This window comes from Sphingobium xenophagum NBRC 107872 (genome assembly GCF_000367345.1).
Classification (GTDB): domain Bacteria; phylum Pseudomonadota; class Alphaproteobacteria; order Sphingomonadales; family Sphingomonadaceae; genus Sphingobium; species Sphingobium xenophagum.
This window is the reverse complement of the sequence record NZ_BARE01000040.1, coordinates 16,514-33,588: the sequence shown is the minus strand read 5'-3', so window position 1 is coordinate 33,588 and position 17,075 is coordinate 16,514. Positions and strand designations below refer to the sequence as shown.

Sequence of the window (17,075 nt, the reverse complement as noted above, 5' to 3'; positions counted from 1 at the left end):
ATTATAAAGTAATGTTCATTGATGGTTAGCGCACGGTGGGTAACGCCCGTTACCGGGCGATAATGCAGTTACAGGGGGCGATTCAGCAATGCAGGAACGCGATTTCAAGGCTGAAATCGAAGCTGCGCGCAACGATCCTGCTCAGCTGCGCAAGATTGCGGACGCAATTCAGGCGACAGGTGGTTCGCGTCTTCTGGTGATCCGGGCGATCCAGTTGGCCAGAGCCGCAGATACGGGTCCTCATCCCTTGGGCAAAGCAAGCGCCGAACTGGGCTTGCCTCGGCCAACCGGCCTGCCGCTTTACCGCTACAAGCTTGCGCCCGGAATGTTCGAGCGCATGGAGAAGAAGTTATCTTCCGGCCTCCCGTCTGACTGGCAACGTCCATCACTGGCACCAGCCTTTGTGCTGTGGGCCGCAGACTGGTTTCGGCGATCATATCAGGGCGGCGTCCAACGCTGGTCTGACATTGAGACGGTACTCGGGCTGCGGCTTTCGCAAGGTGAATGGCGTGATCTGGCCGACCAGGGGTTTCGCGCCTGGGGTATCGAGCCGTTTATTACGGCCCACGGCAATCAACGGCTATCCAACCTGGCGCGTCAGGGCGGATTCCCGGCCGCGGCGATGGCGAGCGGAGCAAGCTGGCCAAGAAAGTTTCTCGAACGGGCTGTTGGCGAGCTTCTAGGCTCAGACGCGCAGGACATCGGCACAGCAGTGGCCACCTGTGAGCGCAACGAATACCTGCTGCCGACAATCTGGCGCAGCCAGGAAATGTACGCGATCTGCGGCGAGCTGGCGCTCAAAATTGTGGAGTTGCGGGCATTCGCTGACAAGGAAGTACCCGCCGACGGTCGTCCGTACTCGGCGCGCCTTGACCAGGCCTACGAGGACTGGCGCGATGAATTGCCAATGACCTTGGACGGGGCGGCGGCGGGTCTGATCGATACGCTGCTGGAAGCAAAAAAACTCTCCAGCAGCGGCAGCATTCGCGTTGGCCGGCTGATTTCCCAACATGGCGAAGAATGGCGTGAATGCCTCGATTTCCATCTCGACGGACGATGGGATGATAAGGATCAGCTGCTTTCGCCCGGCAATCACGTTCGCGTATTCCTCCAGCCCTCCGATGGCTTGGCAGACCGCATCTCCGGCAGACTTGCATATCTTGAGCACGAAGACGCCAACCGCTGGATCGCAAGACCGATGCGGAGCGAAGCTGCAATCGAGTTTCCATTCGACCTTCCGGTTACGGCCGAATTTCACGCACGCGGAGATCGGCTGGCGCGCAGCTTCATGCTGCCCGGAGGGAAGCCGGTGAGCAGTGGGCTGCGCGTATTTGAACGGCGCAGCACAAATGCCCAGCACACAGCCTTTGCTCTCATCGGCCAAGGCTCCGGCGCCTACAAAGCGGAGCCTGTTCTGATCGATGTTCCACAGGACTGGTCGGTCCGAGGAAAGGACGGCAACGCCGAGATCGAGCTCGAAGATTTTGCCTTCGCTCCAGGGCGCCGCCTTTATCGGTGCGCGGGCACAATCATCGCTCAGAAGAGCAATGGTGACTGCTTCCTTGTCCGAACCGGGCAGAGTGCGGATCGTAAGGATCGGCTCTCGATCGTGGCCAATTCAGTTTCCGGAGTGCAGTCGCCTGACGGCGAACAGCTCTTCAAGCACCCGCTCCATGCTCAGGTGTCAGATGGTCTGTCTCACCGGGTCGCATCCCGGGGAGAGGTTCGTTGGAGGTTTGCGGGTCAACGTAGCTGGTCTGAAGACTTGGCCGCTGCCGGGCCAGGGTTGTGTGAATTCGCTTGGCTCGATGGATCAACAGGCCATGTGCGCGATCGACTGACTGCGTTCGTATTGCCCGCTGCTTTTGAGCTGACACAGCGGAGCAACGGGACCTATGCCGATATTGAACTGAGCGGTTGGGACTGGGACGCTGTGCTCGGCGAGGAAACGCCCAGTTCGCAACACAGCTGGAGGATCAGGATTGATCCACCGCGCCGAGCCTTGCTGACCTTACGCCTGGCTCTCGCTCAGGTTTCTGCATTCGACCTGAAGGTTCCGCTCCAATCGAAGGAATGGCTCACAACATGGGGCGGAGACCTCCTGCCTCGCGACGCAGTTCTTGGCCTTGCCGATCTGCGTGACACAGTGGCACGCGTCCCCTCGACTTCGATCCTGATGGGTGAAGTCGCTCATCATGCGGGTGCTGCGCTGGACGCCGACTGGCGAATCGATGGGGAACTTGGCCTGTCGGCACTGCGAACGGATATTGCAGCCCTGATGCGCCCCCTTGGCATCGACGCTCAGGTCAGGCTCGATTTTCACAACGGGAGCAATGACCACTGGTATGTCACGGAGTTTGGAAACACCCTCGAGTGGGAACCAAACGGAGGGCTCCGTCCGAGAACCGCGATAGTCGGTGAGGATGTTCGGGTGTGCGGCCGCTCCCTTGGGGCTCCCGAGAAAGAGCTAGAATTTGGCAGTTACGACGGTCTGCAGAGTGGCCTTGGAGGCCAGCTGATTCACTTGCCGCGCCTCAATGGTGATTGGCTTGTCTATCTCCGCGAGGGCTCCCGCGTCCTTACTCGGCCCAAATTTGTCTCAGGCGACCCGGTTCACGAAGTTCCGCAGCATCGACTTGGCCGGGCCATGGCCCAGCCATTCGTCCAGGCGCAAGAGGACCTGCAGTCCCTCGTCGCCGAAATAGCTCATGACCCAACGACGGCCGAGGCCAGTCAGACGATCCAGGTCGTCATGAAGCTGGCCTTGTCGCTCAACGGTCTCCCACCACAGACATTCGAGATCTTCAGCAAACTGGTACACGCCGGTGCACTTGCTCCCCTGTTGCTGTACCGCTGTGAAGAGCAGCACTTGTCGACCGTTCTCGAATTGTTCGACGGGCTTTGTTCGAGCTGGACCCTTTTGCCTTACGGCGCATGGGATGCTGCTTTCCAGGCCCAAGGATACTATCTCGTTACCCGGCTGGACGATCCCCAATGGGCGTTAACGAGGCTCACTGAGCGCCAGAATGAAATCGCAGCGCGCGCACCGCAGCTGGCCCCGCTGATTTGTCGCGATTTTTCGCCGGCGACCTGGGAGGACGTGCGCAGTCACTTCACCGACCATACCAGCGAGGCCATCAGCACGGACGCTGGCGGCTTCAACCCTTTCCGTCCCGCCTTCCACGCGCTGCTCCCAAAGGAGAATTTCCTCGAATCCCTCATGCGGGTCTTTGATGCGCCGTTTGTGGCAGCCTTGGCGGCTATGGGGCGGATCACACTCGACAAGGGACACATTCTCACGGTGAAAGACGTCGAGCGACGTCATCCCGCATACTTTGCCAAGGCCTATGGCCACGCCCTCACGGAGCTTAAGAATGACCGCTAACAATATGCCCCAGCCTGCTCGTCTGTCGCCGATGGATGTCCATCGGCGCTTGCGGGCCGGCCTCGCAGAAGCGGTCGTGTCGCGGGCAGGCATCAGGCATGAGGGTCTGAACGCTTTCCTTCGCCACAATCTTGCCAGCACCAATCCCTCCAAGGGTGCTCTGCTGTCGGAACAGCTCTTTCAGGCCGCGCCGGGCTATGTTTCGTCCGGCAAAAGCCCTGATGAACTAGCCTCGCTGCTCCATCCCCGCACGATTGAAGCGATCACGCAAACGCCGGATAAAGAGTTGCGGTTCGACTATCCGGCTTACGCCCACCAGCTGAGCACTTGGGAGCTGCTGAGCACTGCGGAACCTCAATCCGTATTAGTCTCCAGTGGAACGGGTTCAGGCAAAACCGAGTGTTTCCTCGTTCCGCTGCTCGATGACCTGGTACGCGCGTCTGAAGCAGAGGGTCAGCTGACAGGCGTGAGGGCCCTTATGCTGTATCCGCTCAATGCGCTGATCGCGAGCCAGGAGAAGCGCCTCACGGCCTGGACGAAACCGCTGACCGGGGATGTACGCTTCGGACTCTACAATGGGCTGATGGCAACGGCGCGGAAATCAAGCCGCGACAAGGCCGAGCACGAAATCCCGCATCAGGTTCTCTACCGCGAAACCCTTCGCGCAAATCCGCCACCCATCCTCGTCACGAACCAGACGATGCTTGAATATATGACGATCCGGCGTGAGGACCGTAAGATACTCGATGCATCTCGGGGCAAGCTCCGCTGGATCGTGATCGACGAGGCGCACAGCTACATTGGCTCAGCCGCCGCGGAGCTCTCACTATTGCTCCGACGCGTCATGAATGCGTTCGACGTGACGCCCGATCAGGTCCGCTTTGTGGCGACCTCAGCCACGATAGGGTCGGCGGATGACGCGGAGGCGGTTGCTTCGCTCCAACGGTTCCTCTCCGATATCGCCGGCGTGCCTCTCGATCGCACCCATGTTGTGATCGGCAGGCCGCAACCGGTGGACCTTTCGAAGGTGCTGACCGCATCAGACGATCCGGCGGCCCGCGTGGTGGCCGAGATGCTCGAAGAGAAGCCGCAGACCATCTCGTCGCTGTCGTCTGTGACGATGTCTGCCGAAAAGATCCTGCTCGACCTGTCTGCGCACAATGCCAACGAGGCCAGGCCGGTCCTGCCGATGCGCGCGCACAGTTTCACGCGCGCGATTCCTGGCCTGTGGACCTGCATTAGCTCGGACTGCACTGGAGGCACACGGCCGGAGGGCTGGCCGTTTGGCCCCGTCCTGTTTGATCAGAAAGACAGTTGCCCGCACTGCCAGTCGCTTGTGTTTGAGATCCAGAGCTGCCCGGATTGTGGCGAGCCGTTCCTGCCTGCGGACGATCTGGGTGACAGGGTCTTGCCGCGGCGAAGCGACCAAGACACCGACGAGTTTCGCGAAAACAGCTACCGCGATCGCGACCATGAGGATGACGAGGAGGACGAGCGGCAACCTGATGGCATCGGGCATCCGCGTCTGATCGCTATCAATGTGCAGTCCCAGTCGACGCCTGTTGGATTTGACGTCATCAGCGGCGAATTGAACGATGGCGCGGGCCAATTCCAGCTGACTCAATTGAACGAGGGTCGCTGCCCTGCGTGCCTCAGCAACAAGCGCCACGGAAGGCCTGCGATGCTGTCTTTCCGTTTCGGCACGCCGTTCCTGACCCAGAATGCAGCGCCAATCCTCCTGGAGGGTGTTTCACCGCACCAGGCAGAGCATGCTTTGCCTTTCGATGGTCGCCAGCTCATCAGCTTCTCCGATAGCCGACAGGGCACAGCCCGGTTTGCCGCCAATATCGAGACCAACGGTGAGCGCGGATTTGTTCGCGGGTTCATCTACCATGCAGTGCAGAAGGCGGCGCAAGGCAGCGATCTCCCGGAGGAAAAGCGGCAGGAACTAATCCAGAAGCGTGCAAAGCTCGCGAGCCTCGTCGATGAAATGCCTTCGTTCAAGGACGACATCGGCAAGATCGACGCCGAGCTTAACGGGGTCGGCGCAGCCGGCATTGCTTGGAAGGAACTGGTATCGGCTCTCGCGTCGGAGCCGACAATCGGCATGATGGCCAAGGTCTGGGACCTTGATCGCAGCGAGCGCTATCATGATAATCGCGAAGCTCTTGCGCGCTTCATGATGCTGCGTGAACTCGCCCGCAGACCACGTAACGCCAACGCCATGGAAACGCTGGGTCTTGCACGCTTGCGTTTCCCCGACATCGAGCGGATCGGCAAAGAAAAGCTGCCCGAGGCCGTTGCAGCAAAAGGTTACTCAATCGAGGACTGGCGCGACTTCCTGTACTTCATGGTTGACTATTTGCGAGGTCAGTTCGCGCTGGACGTCGATGACGCGGATGCTCGTTGGATGCCCGGTAGGGCCCGACCGAGGAACGTTATTGGTCCCGACCAGCCGCCCGGAGCGAAGCGAGATCTCATTTGGCCCTCGGTCAACACGAAGGGCCGCCAGCCAGACTCCGTCCTCCTTCTTGCTACCGCCCTGGGTTTGGATATCTCGGAGCCGCGCGATCGCCACGAAATCAATCAACTCCTTCGCACAGCGTGGGAACACATGGCGCCGCTTCTCACCGGTGTCGGCGGAACATACAGTTTGCGTTTGGAGAAGGCCGCAGAGATCGAGGCCGTGACGAAAGCCTGGCAATGCCCGCTTACGCGGCGGGTGTTGCCCCGGCACGTGTTCGGCCGTTCGCCAAACCTTGTCACCACGGGAACCGGAAGGTTCGACGGCAAGGTGGTCGCGGAAGTCGAATTCCCGAAGCTGCCGCATACCCGGCCGCTCAATTCCGAGACCAAGCAAAGGTTGGTCAACTGGCTGGGTGACAATGAGCTGGTGCGGTCCCTACGCGGCCTGCATCTATGGACTCACCTCCATGATCAGGCAGCGCTTGCGACCCCTTATCTGCGTGCTGAAGAGCATAGCGCGCAGCAGCCTCCGCATCGCCTCCGGGACTTCGAGGAGCAGTTCAAGCAAGGCGACATCAACCTCCTTGCCTGCTCCACGACAATGGAAATGGGCGTTGATATTGGATCAATTGAGGCGGTCCTGATGACCAACGTTCCGCCCTCGATTGCCAACTATAACCAGCGCGCCGGTCGTGCAGGACGACGGGGCCAAGGGTTTTCGACGAGCCTGACGCTTGCACGCAACACCCCCCTCGATCTGGAGACGTTCGCCGATCCTGCTAGCTACCTCGCCCGCAAGCTCGCATCGCCGCGCGTGTCTCTGGATTCGGACCGGATCGCTCTGCGCCACGCGAATGCCTATCTGCTCGCCCAATGGTTCCGAGAGGTGGATGGCGAGTTCGCCCGGACCAAGACGGGCGACTTCTTCGGCTGCCGCGCCGACCTTCGACCTTTCGAAGGGCTGCCGCCCGTGGACGCATTCTGCGAATGGGTTCGACTGCCCACTACTGCTGCAAACACAGACGCTGGGCTCAAACGCCTGCTGAAGGGTACTGGTCTCGAATTCGACACCGCGATCCGTGAGCACACGGCTGTGATGTTCGAACAGGAGGCCGCAAGCTTCCGACGGACCTGGCAGCGCCTGAAGGACGATGCAGATGCGCTGGAAGGTCCTGCAAAGAAAGCTATCGAGTTCCAGGCGCGGCGCCTGTGCAAGGAGTTTCTGCTCAAGGAGCTGGCCAATCGGTCACTGATCCCGGGAAGCGGGTTTCCTACAGCCGTTGTTCCCTTCGATACCTTGTGCGCGGAAACCCAAAAGGCGCAGGATCGCCATCGCTCGGACGAGGAGGGTACGCGAGATCGCCGCTATGAATGCCCAACTCGCAATGCCGACATTGCAATCCGTGAATATGCTCCTGGTGCCGAGGTTGTGGTTGATGGCCTCGTCTGGAAGTCGGCCGGCGTAACGCTCAATTGGTTGAGCCCGATTGATAGCGGCCAGCGAGAGCCGCAAAACTTGCGCTGGGCTTGGTGGTGCGATCAATGCGGCGGGGCCGGCTCTGATCACCAGATGCCCGAGCGTTGCGACCATTGCGGCGATCCGAACGTCAAGACGGAGCAATTCCTCGAGCCCGCCGGTTTCAGGGTTGACTGGAACGCGCAGCCCCATGCCGACACCGACCAGGCGGTCTACATCGAGCCCAAGTCACCAAAGGTCAGCGTCGGAGACGCCTTGTGGCAGCCCCTTCTGCAGCCGGAAAGTGGGCGTATCCGTGCTTCGCACGATGGTTACATCTACCACCATTCGCGCGGACCAAACGACAAGGGCTACGAGATTTGCCTCGAGTGCGGACGAGCCGGAGAAGCGGGTACAGATGCGCTCAAGGATCACTGGCCGCTTACGCCGCGCGACAAGAAGGCGATCGATCGCTGTCCGGGCAACGATCAGGGATACGCGATTACGCGCCCCTTGCCTCTGGGACACGAGGTTCTGACCGACGTGGTCGAGATCCAGGTGCCAGGGCTTGAAAACGACGGTGCTGCCTGGGCGCTCGGGGCCGCAGTGCGCGAAAGTCTCGCTCGCTGGCTCGGGATTGAGCCGCGCGAACTGGGGATCGCTGTAGCTGCGAGGGATGGCCAGTTGGGCCGCAAGGCACCTTCGATCTATCTGTTTGACGAGGCATCTGGCGGTGCCGGATACACACCGCGGCTGCTCGACGATATCTATCATGTTTTTGAGCGGGCTTCTCATGTTCTCGATTGCCCCAAGGAATGTGAAATGGGGTGCTCGGCCTGTGTGCTGGCCGCAGATCTCTACAAACAGCAAGGCCGTCTCGACCGGCGCGCGGCCTTGATCGCTGTTCGTGCCTTCCTCGAAAAGAATGCCGAGTTGCCTGAGGAAGACCGCGCCGTTGCGGACGCTAAAGCTGTCAACGATGCGGCCAACACAATTCTGCTGCGCGCGCGCAGCGGAGATAGCGTAACGGTATTTCTGCCGGAGGCTTTTGACCTCGCCGAACTATCCTCGATCAAGATGCGGTCGTTTTTCTCGTCTGCCTCAGCCCGAGGCGTGCCGATGACGCTCGTTCTGTCCCACAAATCGTTCGACAACCTGGCAGAGGTGGAACGCCGGTTCTTGCGCGACGTGGCAGTACGTAACGACTTCCGACTTGGTCTTGGGCAGGCTGAAAGCGGTCCCTTCGGAAATTGTCGTATAGCAGAACTGATCTCCTCTGGCGGAGCCAAGGCCTTCTTTTCACGCGATGCGAATGCAGCGCAGCCTGGTGAACGATGGGGCGTTGGCGAAACCCATGCGGTCATTGCCGGCAGCATTACTCCGCCGACGTCTTTCACTTTGATCGCTGCCGATGGCTTGGAGCGCCAAGTCGCTCCCGGGGACAAGGTGGAGGTCATGCTTGGCTTTGGCCAATGCCCGGTAGGACAGTTTGGCAAGCGCTTCGGTGCGAAACTGAAGCAGCAGATGGAAGCCGCGGGTATCTGGCATCCTGGCCAGCTGGTCAGAATTTCCTACTCTGACCGCTACCTCAATGCCCCGCTACCCATGCTTCTGTTCTTGCGGACATGCGAGAATCTTGCCGCAGAGCTGAAGGCCGGTGACACGGTTGAAGTCGACGTTGTCGTACAGCCGTTGAAGAAAGACCGGGTGCCATATCGGATTTTCAACGACTGGGATCATGAAGGCGATCGCGAAGACGTGGCGCAGTTCCTAGGTGAGAAACTTGGTCTCGATGTCGCCTTGGAGGTGACTGGCAACGCGATTCACGGACGGAAGCTCGAGTTGGAGTACGCAGATGGGCGCAAGGCTCTCGTCTTGCTGGATCAAGGGTTTGGGTACTGGCGCATCGTAGGTGACGCGCCGAGACATGACTTCCGCGCGGCACCGGCTGCTCAGGCAAGTGACCTCTATCGCTCAAACACGGCAGTGTCGGGGACTGGAGAAAGCTACTTTGCTGTGGCCAAACGATGATTTCGCGATCCTCTCGCAACCGCTGCGAGGAAAGCGTCATCAGCCAGCGATCTCAAAGCACTTTCATTTCTGGCTATTTTGGCCAAAAGTGAACCCTCGGGCTCGGGGTCGTTGAACAATGCAAATACTAGCTGCCAAGGATGCGAAGTATAACTTTGGGCGACTAATCGACATAGCACGCGCGGAGCCGGTTACAGTCGAGAAGCATGGACGGGCGGTCGTCGTGGTGTTGGCAGTTGAAGAATACGAACGCCTGAAGGCGATTGAAGCGGGGCAGAATGGTTGATCAAGTAGGCAAAGAGCGGTTTCTGGATGCGTTGACGCATCTTGGCGGATCTGCCGGCAATGTGCGTCTGCGCGAAACCCTTCAGTGGGAGGAGGAAGCCTATGCTGCCGTAAAGAATGCGCTGGTTGAGTCTGGCGCAATCCTGACCGGCCGTGGCCGTGGTGGCTCCGTCCTGCTGGCATCCGGTGGGACTGTTGAAGTTCAGGAACGCCAAGCATCCGCGCCCAAGCCGACAAAGGCAAAAGCTGCCAAGGCAAACGGCAACACTGGCGGCGACCTTGGTTTCGAGGCGGACCTGTTCAAGGCTGCAGACAAGCTGCGCGGCAATCTCGAGCCTTCGGAATACAAGCATGTCGCGCTGGGGCTGATCTTTCTCAAATACATCTCCGAAGCCTTCGAGGCACAGCATGCCCGGCTGGAGGCTGAAGATTATGCCGATCCGGAAGACCCGGAAGAGTATCTCGCTGCCAACGTATTCTGGGTCCCGCCCGAAGCACGCTGGGCGCACCTCCAGGCCAATGCCAAGCGGCCGGAAATCACTTTCGTTGATGTAACCACCGGTCGCGAAAAGAAGGGCGACATTGGCGGCCTGATAGACAACGCGATGGAGGCGATCGAGCAGGCCAACATCAAGGTCCTGAAAGATGTTCTGCCCAAGAACTATTCGCGCCCCCAGCTCGACAAGACCATGCTGGGCGAGCTGATCGACCTGTTCTCAAACGTCGATATGCGCGGCGATCATGGGCAGGCACGCGACCGGCTGGGCCGGGCCTATGAGTATTTCATCTCGCAGTTCGCAGGCGCGGAAGGCCGGCGAGGCGGCGAGTTCTACACGCCCCGTTCGGTCGTGCAGACCATTGTCGAGATGCTCGAGCCGACTCAGGGTCGTGTTTATGACCCGTGCTGTGGATCAGGCGGCATGTTCGTGCAGTCCGAACGGTTCATAGAGAGCCATCAAGGCCGCCGGTCTGACATCGCCATCTATGGGCAGGAGCGCAACCACACCACTTGGCGCCTGTGTCGCATGAACCTGGCGGTGCGCGGGATCGACGCCGACATTCGCTGGAACAATGAAGGCAGCTTCCTGCGCGACGAGTTCGCCCAGACGAAGTTCGACTTCATCATGGCCAACCCGCCGTTCAACATTTCCGACTGGTGGCAGCCGCAGTTGGAAAGCGACGCACGCTGGACCCACGGAACGCCGCCGCAGGGTAATGCTAATTTCGCGTGGTTGCAGCATATCATCCACCACTTGGCCCCGCGCGGCACGGCGGGCGTGGTGCTGGCCAATGGCTCGATGTCATCACAGCAATCGGGCGAAGGCGAGATCCGCAAGGCCTTGATCGAGGCAGACCATGTCGATTGCATGGTCGCCCTGCCGGGGCAGCTATTCTACTCCACCCAGATCCCGGCCTGCCTGTGGTTCCTGGCGCGGGACAAAAGCGCCAATGGCTTGCGTGACAGGCGCGGTGAAATTCTGTTCATCGATGCGCGCAAGCTGGGCCATCTGGTGGACCGCACCCGGCGGGAATTCTCCGGCGAGGACATCGCGCTGATCGCGGATACATACCATTGCTGGCGGGGCAAGCCAGATGCGGTAGTGGCTGCCGGTCTGGAGCCTTATGCCGATGAGCCGGGCTTCTGCCGTTCAGCGACATTGGATGAGGTGCGCGGCAATGGCCACGTTCTGACGCCTGGGCGCTATGTCGGTGCTGCCGACGTGGCGGATGACGGGGTTTCGTTCGAGGAGCGGTTCGGTGCGCTTCGGGCAAAGCTGGCGGAGCAATTCGACGCGGGCCTAGCGCTGGAGAAACTGATTAAAGCCAAGTTCGCTGGAGTGGGTTCGAATGCCTGAGCTCACGCTTTCCAACCTGTTGGAGTTTACAAGGGACGGCGAATGGGGAGAAAGCGCACCTTGTGCTGGTTATGTTCGAATGCAGGTTGTTAGAGGCACCGACTTTGAGCGCGTTAGGTTCGGTGACTTGTCTACACTCCCGATCCGCTACATCCGCAAAGACATAGCCGAACGTAAGGCGCTAAAGGCGGGGGATTTGCTCATCGAAACTGCGGGCGGCACAAAAGATCAACCAACCGGTCGAACGGTTCTCATAAGTGAAGCAATAATTGAAGCGGCAACTGATCCGCTTATTCCCGCAAGCTTTGCTCGATTTTTGCGTACAAAGTCAGATGCTGTCGATTCAGCCTATCTTTTTTGGAAGCTGCAAGCGGAATACAAATCTGGTGCGATTTTCCCTTATCATATCCAGCATACCGGCGTCGCACGGTTTCAATATACCCAGTTTGCAGCCAGCCATATTCTCGATCTTCCGGGCGACATGGACTACCAACGAGACGTAGCCAGCACGCTGACAGCGCTGGACGACAAGATCGGACTTAACCGACGGATGAACGAAACGCTGGAAGCGATAGCGCAGGCCATCTTCCGCGACTGGTTCATCGATTTCGGTCCTGTCCGCCGCAAGATGGCGGGTGTGACAGATCCGGTCGCGATCATGGGTGGCCTGACCCTCGGACCCAACCGCGCGGCGGAGTTGGCGGCGCTTTTCCCGGCTGCGCTTGATGACGATGACTTGCCGGTGGGGTGGAGTGAGAGACCCATTGGCGAGTTGGTGGACATCGCCGGAGGCTCAACGCCCAGCACGGCGGATGAAAGTCTCTGGCAACCCGCTGAGCATCGGTGGGCGACGCCAAAAGACCTGTCCAGCATGTCCGATCTCGCCCTGTTTGAAACGGGGCGACGGATCAGTGCTGCAGGTCTAGCTAAGATCACGTCTGGTCTGTTGCCTGTCGGGACGGTCCTGCTCTCGTCTCGCGCGCCGATCGGTTATCTCGCAATCGCCCAGGCGCCAGTAGCGATCAATCAGGGTTTCATTGCCCTAAAGCCCACCAAGGACTTCGGCAGCGCGTATCTCTACCTCTGGTGCAAGGCCAATATGGAAGCGGTCCTCGCCAACGCAAACGGCTCGACCTTTCAGGAAATCAGCAAGAAGAACTTCCGACCGATCACCTCTGCAGTTCCAGGCGAATGCAGCTTGATCCGGGCCTTTGGCGAGATCGCCGAGCCGATGTTCGCCCGTATCGTCAGCGCCGCAGCTGAAAATCGTACCCTCGCCGAAACCCGCGACTACCTGCTGCCTCGCCTGATGTCCGGCGAAGTGCGCGTGGGCGATGCCGCGCTGGAGATTGCCGCATGACCGAGCAGAGTATCGTTTCCCAGGACATGACGTTGAAGCGCCTGTTTCAGGACTTCTATCGCGTGCCTGATTATCAGCGTGAGTACGTCTGGGGCGAAGCCGACGCCAAGGGAGAAGGCGGGGATCAAGTCGATCAGTTCCTGTCAGACATCCATATTGAGTTTGAGGCGGCGACCAAGCACTTCGCCCCTGAATATTTCATCGGCACGATCGTGGTTTGCAAGGGCGAAGATCAGGTTTTCGAGCTGATCGACGGGCAACAACGCACAACCACCGCTTATCTTACCTTGTGTGCGATCCGCGATGCGCTGACGGATATCGGCGCCGCCGTACCTGAAGAGTTGGGCAACCAGATCGCAGCCAGCACGATCGATTGGCAAGGATTGACCACATATAGATTACGGCTCGACGTCCAGTACGAAGATGCAGGCGGCGTGCTGCAAGGGTATGCGGAGGGAAAGGCAGCGGAGACACCGCGTGATGGTTCACGCTCGATCCGCAATTTGGGCGGTGCCTATGACACCGTGCGTGAATTCCTGTCGACTACGTTCGGCGAAGATAAGGCGCAGCTGCTGCGCTTCTACGGCTACCTCACCAACAAGGTGAAGGTGATCAGGATCGAAACACCGACCATAGCCAAAGCCCTTAAAATCTTTGAGACGATCAACGATCGCGGAGTCGGGCTCGACGCGATGGATCTGCTCAAAAACCTGCTGTTCATGCATGCCAAGGGGCAGGAGTTCACCGAACTCAAGAGTGTATGGAAAGCGCTGACCGACGAGATCTACGCGGTCAATGAAAAGCCGCTGCGATTCCTGCGTTACTATCTCTTGGCCACGTTCGATCTCGACAGCAAATTACGCGAAGACGCAATTTACGACTGGTTCCAGAAGAATCCGAAGCTGACGGGCCACACGACTGAGCCCTTGGCCTTCGCCAAGCGACTGCGCGAAGCCGCAAGGGCTTATGCCAATTTCTCACGCGGAAAAAACGTTCTCGGTCAGCCAGAGCCTGGGATCGAGAACACGCGCTTGCTCGGCGGCCAATCGATCAAACAACATTTCATGCTACTGCTGGCGGGGCGACATCTTCCTGCGCCCCAATTCACTCGACTGGCTGCAGAGGTCGAAAAGACCATGTTCGTATGGTTGGTGACATGGGTTTCTGCCAAGGAATACGAGCGCAAGATCGTTGATGCCGCTCACAAGCTTCGCCACATCAAGCCAGATGAGTTCGACGCTTTTATCGCCGAGACCTTCGTCAAGGAGCGAGCAGACCTCGCACCGCAATTCGCCAGAACGATGAAGGAAATGAAGTCGACCTGGCTGCGCCAATTCCGTCTTCGTTATTTGCTCGCAAAGATCACCCAGGCGGTGGACCTCCAAGCCTACGGTCCAAGCGAGTCACGCGACCGGTTGGCCGACTATACGGCAGGGGGCAACGATATCGAGCACATCATGGCTGCAGGGGCGGATGCGGCCGCGATTGCTGAATTTGGCGAGCATGCTCAGGATGAGGCGGTAATTCAGAGCCTCGGCAACCTGCTGCTGATCGAAAAGTCGATCAATCGGTCCATTTCGAACACCCAATATTCCGAGAAAATCAAAAGCTACGCCCAGTCAAAGTTCCTCTTGACCCGGTGCCAAGCTGACACGGATGCGCAGCTTGTCGGCGTGGCTGACCAGATTACCAAAACCGTGCAAGCGCTCGATTGCTGGCCCAAATGGACTGTCGCGGATGTCGAAGCGCGCCAGCTCTTCCTGACCAGGCTTGCATGCCGTGTATGGGATGTCCCTGTGGTTGAAGAGGTCGTCCCTGCATGACCAGCTTCTCAGAGGATGTGGTCGAACGGGCCAGCATCCAGATCCTGGAGAATCTGGGGTGGAATTATTTACACGGCGCAGTCATCGCGCCCGATGGCATTGCCGCTGAACGGCAGGCATTTTCCGATGTCCTTCTGCTGCCACGCCTGGAAAAGGCTGTGGCTGATCTCAACCCGACGCTGCCCGAAGCGGCGCGATTGGAAGCCATCCGCCGGCTTCTCACGAGCGAGACAGGTTCGCTGGTTGAGGAAAACCGCCGCATCCATCGTTTGCTGACCGATGGCGTCCCGGTGGAATATCGCAATTCGGACGGGCGCATTGTCGGCGACAAGGTCTGGCTGCTCGATCTCGATAAGGTCGAGGCCAACGACTGGCTTGCGGTCAACCAGTTCACCGTCGTGGAGGGAGGCCAGAATCGTCGGCCCGATGTGATCCTGTTCGTCAATGGCTTGCCGCTGGCGGTGCTCGAACTGAAAAACGCGGCGGCAGAGAACGCCACCATTGTTGACGCCTTTCATCAGCTGCAGACCTATCTTGCCCAGATCCCCACCCTGTTCCGCACCAACGCCGTGCTGGTGACGTCTGACGGCATCGAGGCCCGGATTGGCTCAATAACAGCTGATCAGGAACGCTTCATGCCCTGGCGCACTGTGACGGGCGAGGATTTTGCCCATCGCGGCCAGCCCGAACTGGAAACTCTGCTGCGTGGTGTTTTTACCCGTGAGAACATCCTGGCCCTGATCCGGGATTTCATCGTGTTTGGCGATGCAGGCGCAGGACCATTCAAGATCGTTGCTGGCTATCACCAGTTCCATGGCGCCCGCAAAGCCATCCGCGAGGCCGTCGATGCGAGCGGGCCGGACGGCGACCGCAAGATCGGTGTCATCTGGCACACGCAAGGCTCGGGCAAGAGCTTCCTGATGGCGTTCTTTGCCGGTCTGGCGGTCAAGTCACCGCAGCTTGAGAATCCCACGATTGTTGTGCTGACAGACCGTAACGATCTGGACGACCAGCTCGCTTCAACCTTTAGCCTCTGCAAGGATCTGCTCAGACAGAATCCCGAGCAGGCCGAGAGCCGCGAAGACCTGCAACGCCTGGCCTGCCTTGCCAGCGCCATCGACTGGGTTCTCAAATGGGCCGAGGCTGAAGCCAGCAAGGCCCAATCGCCGGAGGATAAGAAGAAGGCCCACCGGCGCTATCTTGATCTCGTACTTGAGCTGACCAAGGCCTATGCATTGGCCTCCGCCAGTGACGAGGCCCGCGAGATCCGCGACGAGATCGGGTTCTTCCAAGCAGTCCGGGCTGCAATTGCCAAGAGCACCGCAACCGGCAAGCTCAGCCAAGCTGACAAGACGCTGGCGGTCCGGCAGCTGATCGACCGCGCCGTTGCCTCGGCCGAAATTGTCGACATCCTCAAGGTGGCGGGGATCGATTCCCCGGACATCTCCATCCTGTCCGAGGAGTTCCTTCTCGAAATTCAGGGCATGGAGAAAAAGAATCTTGCCCTCGAAGCCCTGAAGAAACTGCTGGCTGGCGAAATCTCTAGCCGTACCCGGACCAATGTCGTCGAGAGCCGGTCTTTCTCCAGGCGGCTGGAAGACGCAGTGGCCCGCTATCATGCCGGCGCTCTGTCAGCGGTTGAGATGATCAACGAGCTGATCGCTCTGGCGAAGGATCTGAAGGTAGCTCAGCAACGCGGCGATGACCAAGGCCTCACGCCAGAAGAGTTAGCATTCTATGATGCGCTGGCCGAAAACGAGAGCGCGGTCGAAGCCATGGGCAGCGAACAGCTGCGGCTGATCGCCCACGAACTACTCGAACAGCTGCGTCAAAATGTGACTGTCGACTGGCACCATCGCGAAAGTGCCCGTGCCCGGATGCGGGTTCTGGTGAAGCGCATCCTTAAGCGGTTCGGATATCCGCCTGACCTCGCCGATGAGGCAGTGCAAACGGTGCTGGCGCAAGCAGAAGTGCTATTGCGAGAGGTAGCTCCATAACCCAATCAACGAAGACCTCCTCCTTTGTTCGAGAGCAATCCCGTATGTAGCATGGTAGGCGCTAGGCATATGGCTTCGATCTGGGGACTTCAGTGGTCTCTATGCACTTGGAGATCGAAAGTTTGTGTGTCAGAACCACTGCGAAAAGCTTGAAAATCGGCGATATTGCAGCGATTTTGGAGCACACGCCAACTGAGTAGGTGCCTCATGTTGAAATCATCTGACGACCCTGCTGCGACCGAGAACTGGAAGGGCCTCAAAGAGCTTGATCGGGCGATCACAGAAAATCGCCTGACTGCGTATACGTGGAAGAAGACCTGGGCCGACCCTTGGGGGCGTATCAAGTTGATCACAATCTTCGTCGGCCTATCTGCTTTTGCCACGTTCGTTGTCATCAACGATCTGATCCTCTGATC

8 protein-coding genes are annotated in these 17,075 nt (G+C 59.2%); all 8 read left to right on the top strand.

Annotated elements, in window-relative coordinates; translation table 11 throughout:
- Positions 1-88 precede the first annotated feature (88 nt).
- On the top strand, positions 89-3,385 hold the full coding sequence (locus SX1_RS16525) for an STY4851/ECs_5259 family protein (protein WP_019053885.1): 3,297 nt from the start codon (positions 89-91) through the stop codon (positions 3,383-3,385).
- Entirely contained in the window at positions 3,375-9,338 is a 5,964-nt protein-coding gene (locus tag SX1_RS16520; RefSeq protein WP_019053884.1) for a DEAD/DEAH box helicase, read from the top strand. Before SX1_RS16525 ends, SX1_RS16520 begins: the two co-directional genes overlap by 11 nt.
- A gap of 118 nt (positions 9,339-9,456) precedes the next feature.
- Complete coding sequence (locus SX1_RS22820) at positions 9,457-9,624, top strand: type II toxin-antitoxin system prevent-host-death family antitoxin (protein ID WP_019053883.1); 168 nt, start codon at positions 9,457-9,459, stop codon at positions 9,622-9,624.
- On the top strand, positions 9,617-11,479 hold the full coding sequence (locus tag SX1_RS16515) for a class I SAM-dependent DNA methyltransferase (protein ID WP_019053882.1): 1,863 nt from the start codon (positions 9,617-9,619) through the stop codon (positions 11,477-11,479). The genes SX1_RS22820 and SX1_RS16515 overlap by 8 nt, the downstream gene beginning before the upstream one ends.
- Positions 11,472-12,839: a restriction endonuclease subunit S gene (locus tag SX1_RS24870; RefSeq protein ID WP_255209781.1), complete on the top strand. Its 1,368-nt coding sequence runs from the start codon at positions 11,472-11,474 to the stop codon at positions 12,837-12,839. The genes SX1_RS16515 and SX1_RS24870 overlap by 8 nt, the downstream gene beginning before the upstream one ends.
- The gene (locus SX1_RS16505) at positions 12,836-14,662 is read left to right on the top strand and encodes a DUF262 domain-containing protein (protein WP_019053880.1); all 1,827 of its coding nucleotides are present in this window, start codon (positions 12,836-12,838) and stop codon (positions 14,660-14,662) included. Before SX1_RS24870 ends, SX1_RS16505 begins: the two co-directional genes overlap by 4 nt.
- Positions 14,659-16,659: a type I restriction enzyme endonuclease domain-containing protein gene (locus SX1_RS16500; protein ID WP_019053879.1), complete on the top strand. Its 2,001-nt coding sequence runs from the start codon at positions 14,659-14,661 to the stop codon at positions 16,657-16,659. The genes SX1_RS16505 and SX1_RS16500 overlap by 4 nt, the downstream gene beginning before the upstream one ends.
- Before the next feature lie 207 nt (positions 16,660-16,866).
- Positions 16,867-17,073, top strand: coding sequence for a hypothetical protein (locus SX1_RS16495; protein WP_019053878.1), 207 nt, complete (start codon positions 16,867-16,869; stop codon positions 17,071-17,073).
- Positions 17,074-17,075 lie beyond the last annotated feature (2 nt).

Coding starts and splice junctions, on each gene's coding strand:
- SX1_RS24870 (WP_255209781.1), top strand. CDS start 11,472: ATGCCTGAGCTCACGCTTTCCAACCTGTTGGAGTTTACAAGGGACGGC.
- SX1_RS16520 (WP_019053884.1), top strand. CDS start 3,375: ATGACCGCTAACAATATGCCCCAGCCTGCTCGTCTGTCGCCGATGGAT.
- SX1_RS16515 (WP_019053882.1), top strand. CDS start 9,617: ATGGTTGATCAAGTAGGCAAAGAGCGGTTTCTGGATGCGTTGACGCAT.
- SX1_RS16525 (WP_019053885.1), top strand. CDS start 89: ATGCAGGAACGCGATTTCAAGGCTGAAATCGAAGCTGCGCGCAACGAT.
- SX1_RS16495 (WP_019053878.1), top strand. CDS start 16,867: ATGTTGAAATCATCTGACGACCCTGCTGCGACCGAGAACTGGAAGGGC.
- SX1_RS16500 (WP_019053879.1), top strand. CDS start 14,659: ATGACCAGCTTCTCAGAGGATGTGGTCGAACGGGCCAGCATCCAGATC.
- SX1_RS22820 (WP_019053883.1), top strand. CDS start 9,457: ATGCAAATACTAGCTGCCAAGGATGCGAAGTATAACTTTGGGCGACTA.
- SX1_RS16505 (WP_019053880.1), top strand. CDS start 12,836: ATGACCGAGCAGAGTATCGTTTCCCAGGACATGACGTTGAAGCGCCTG.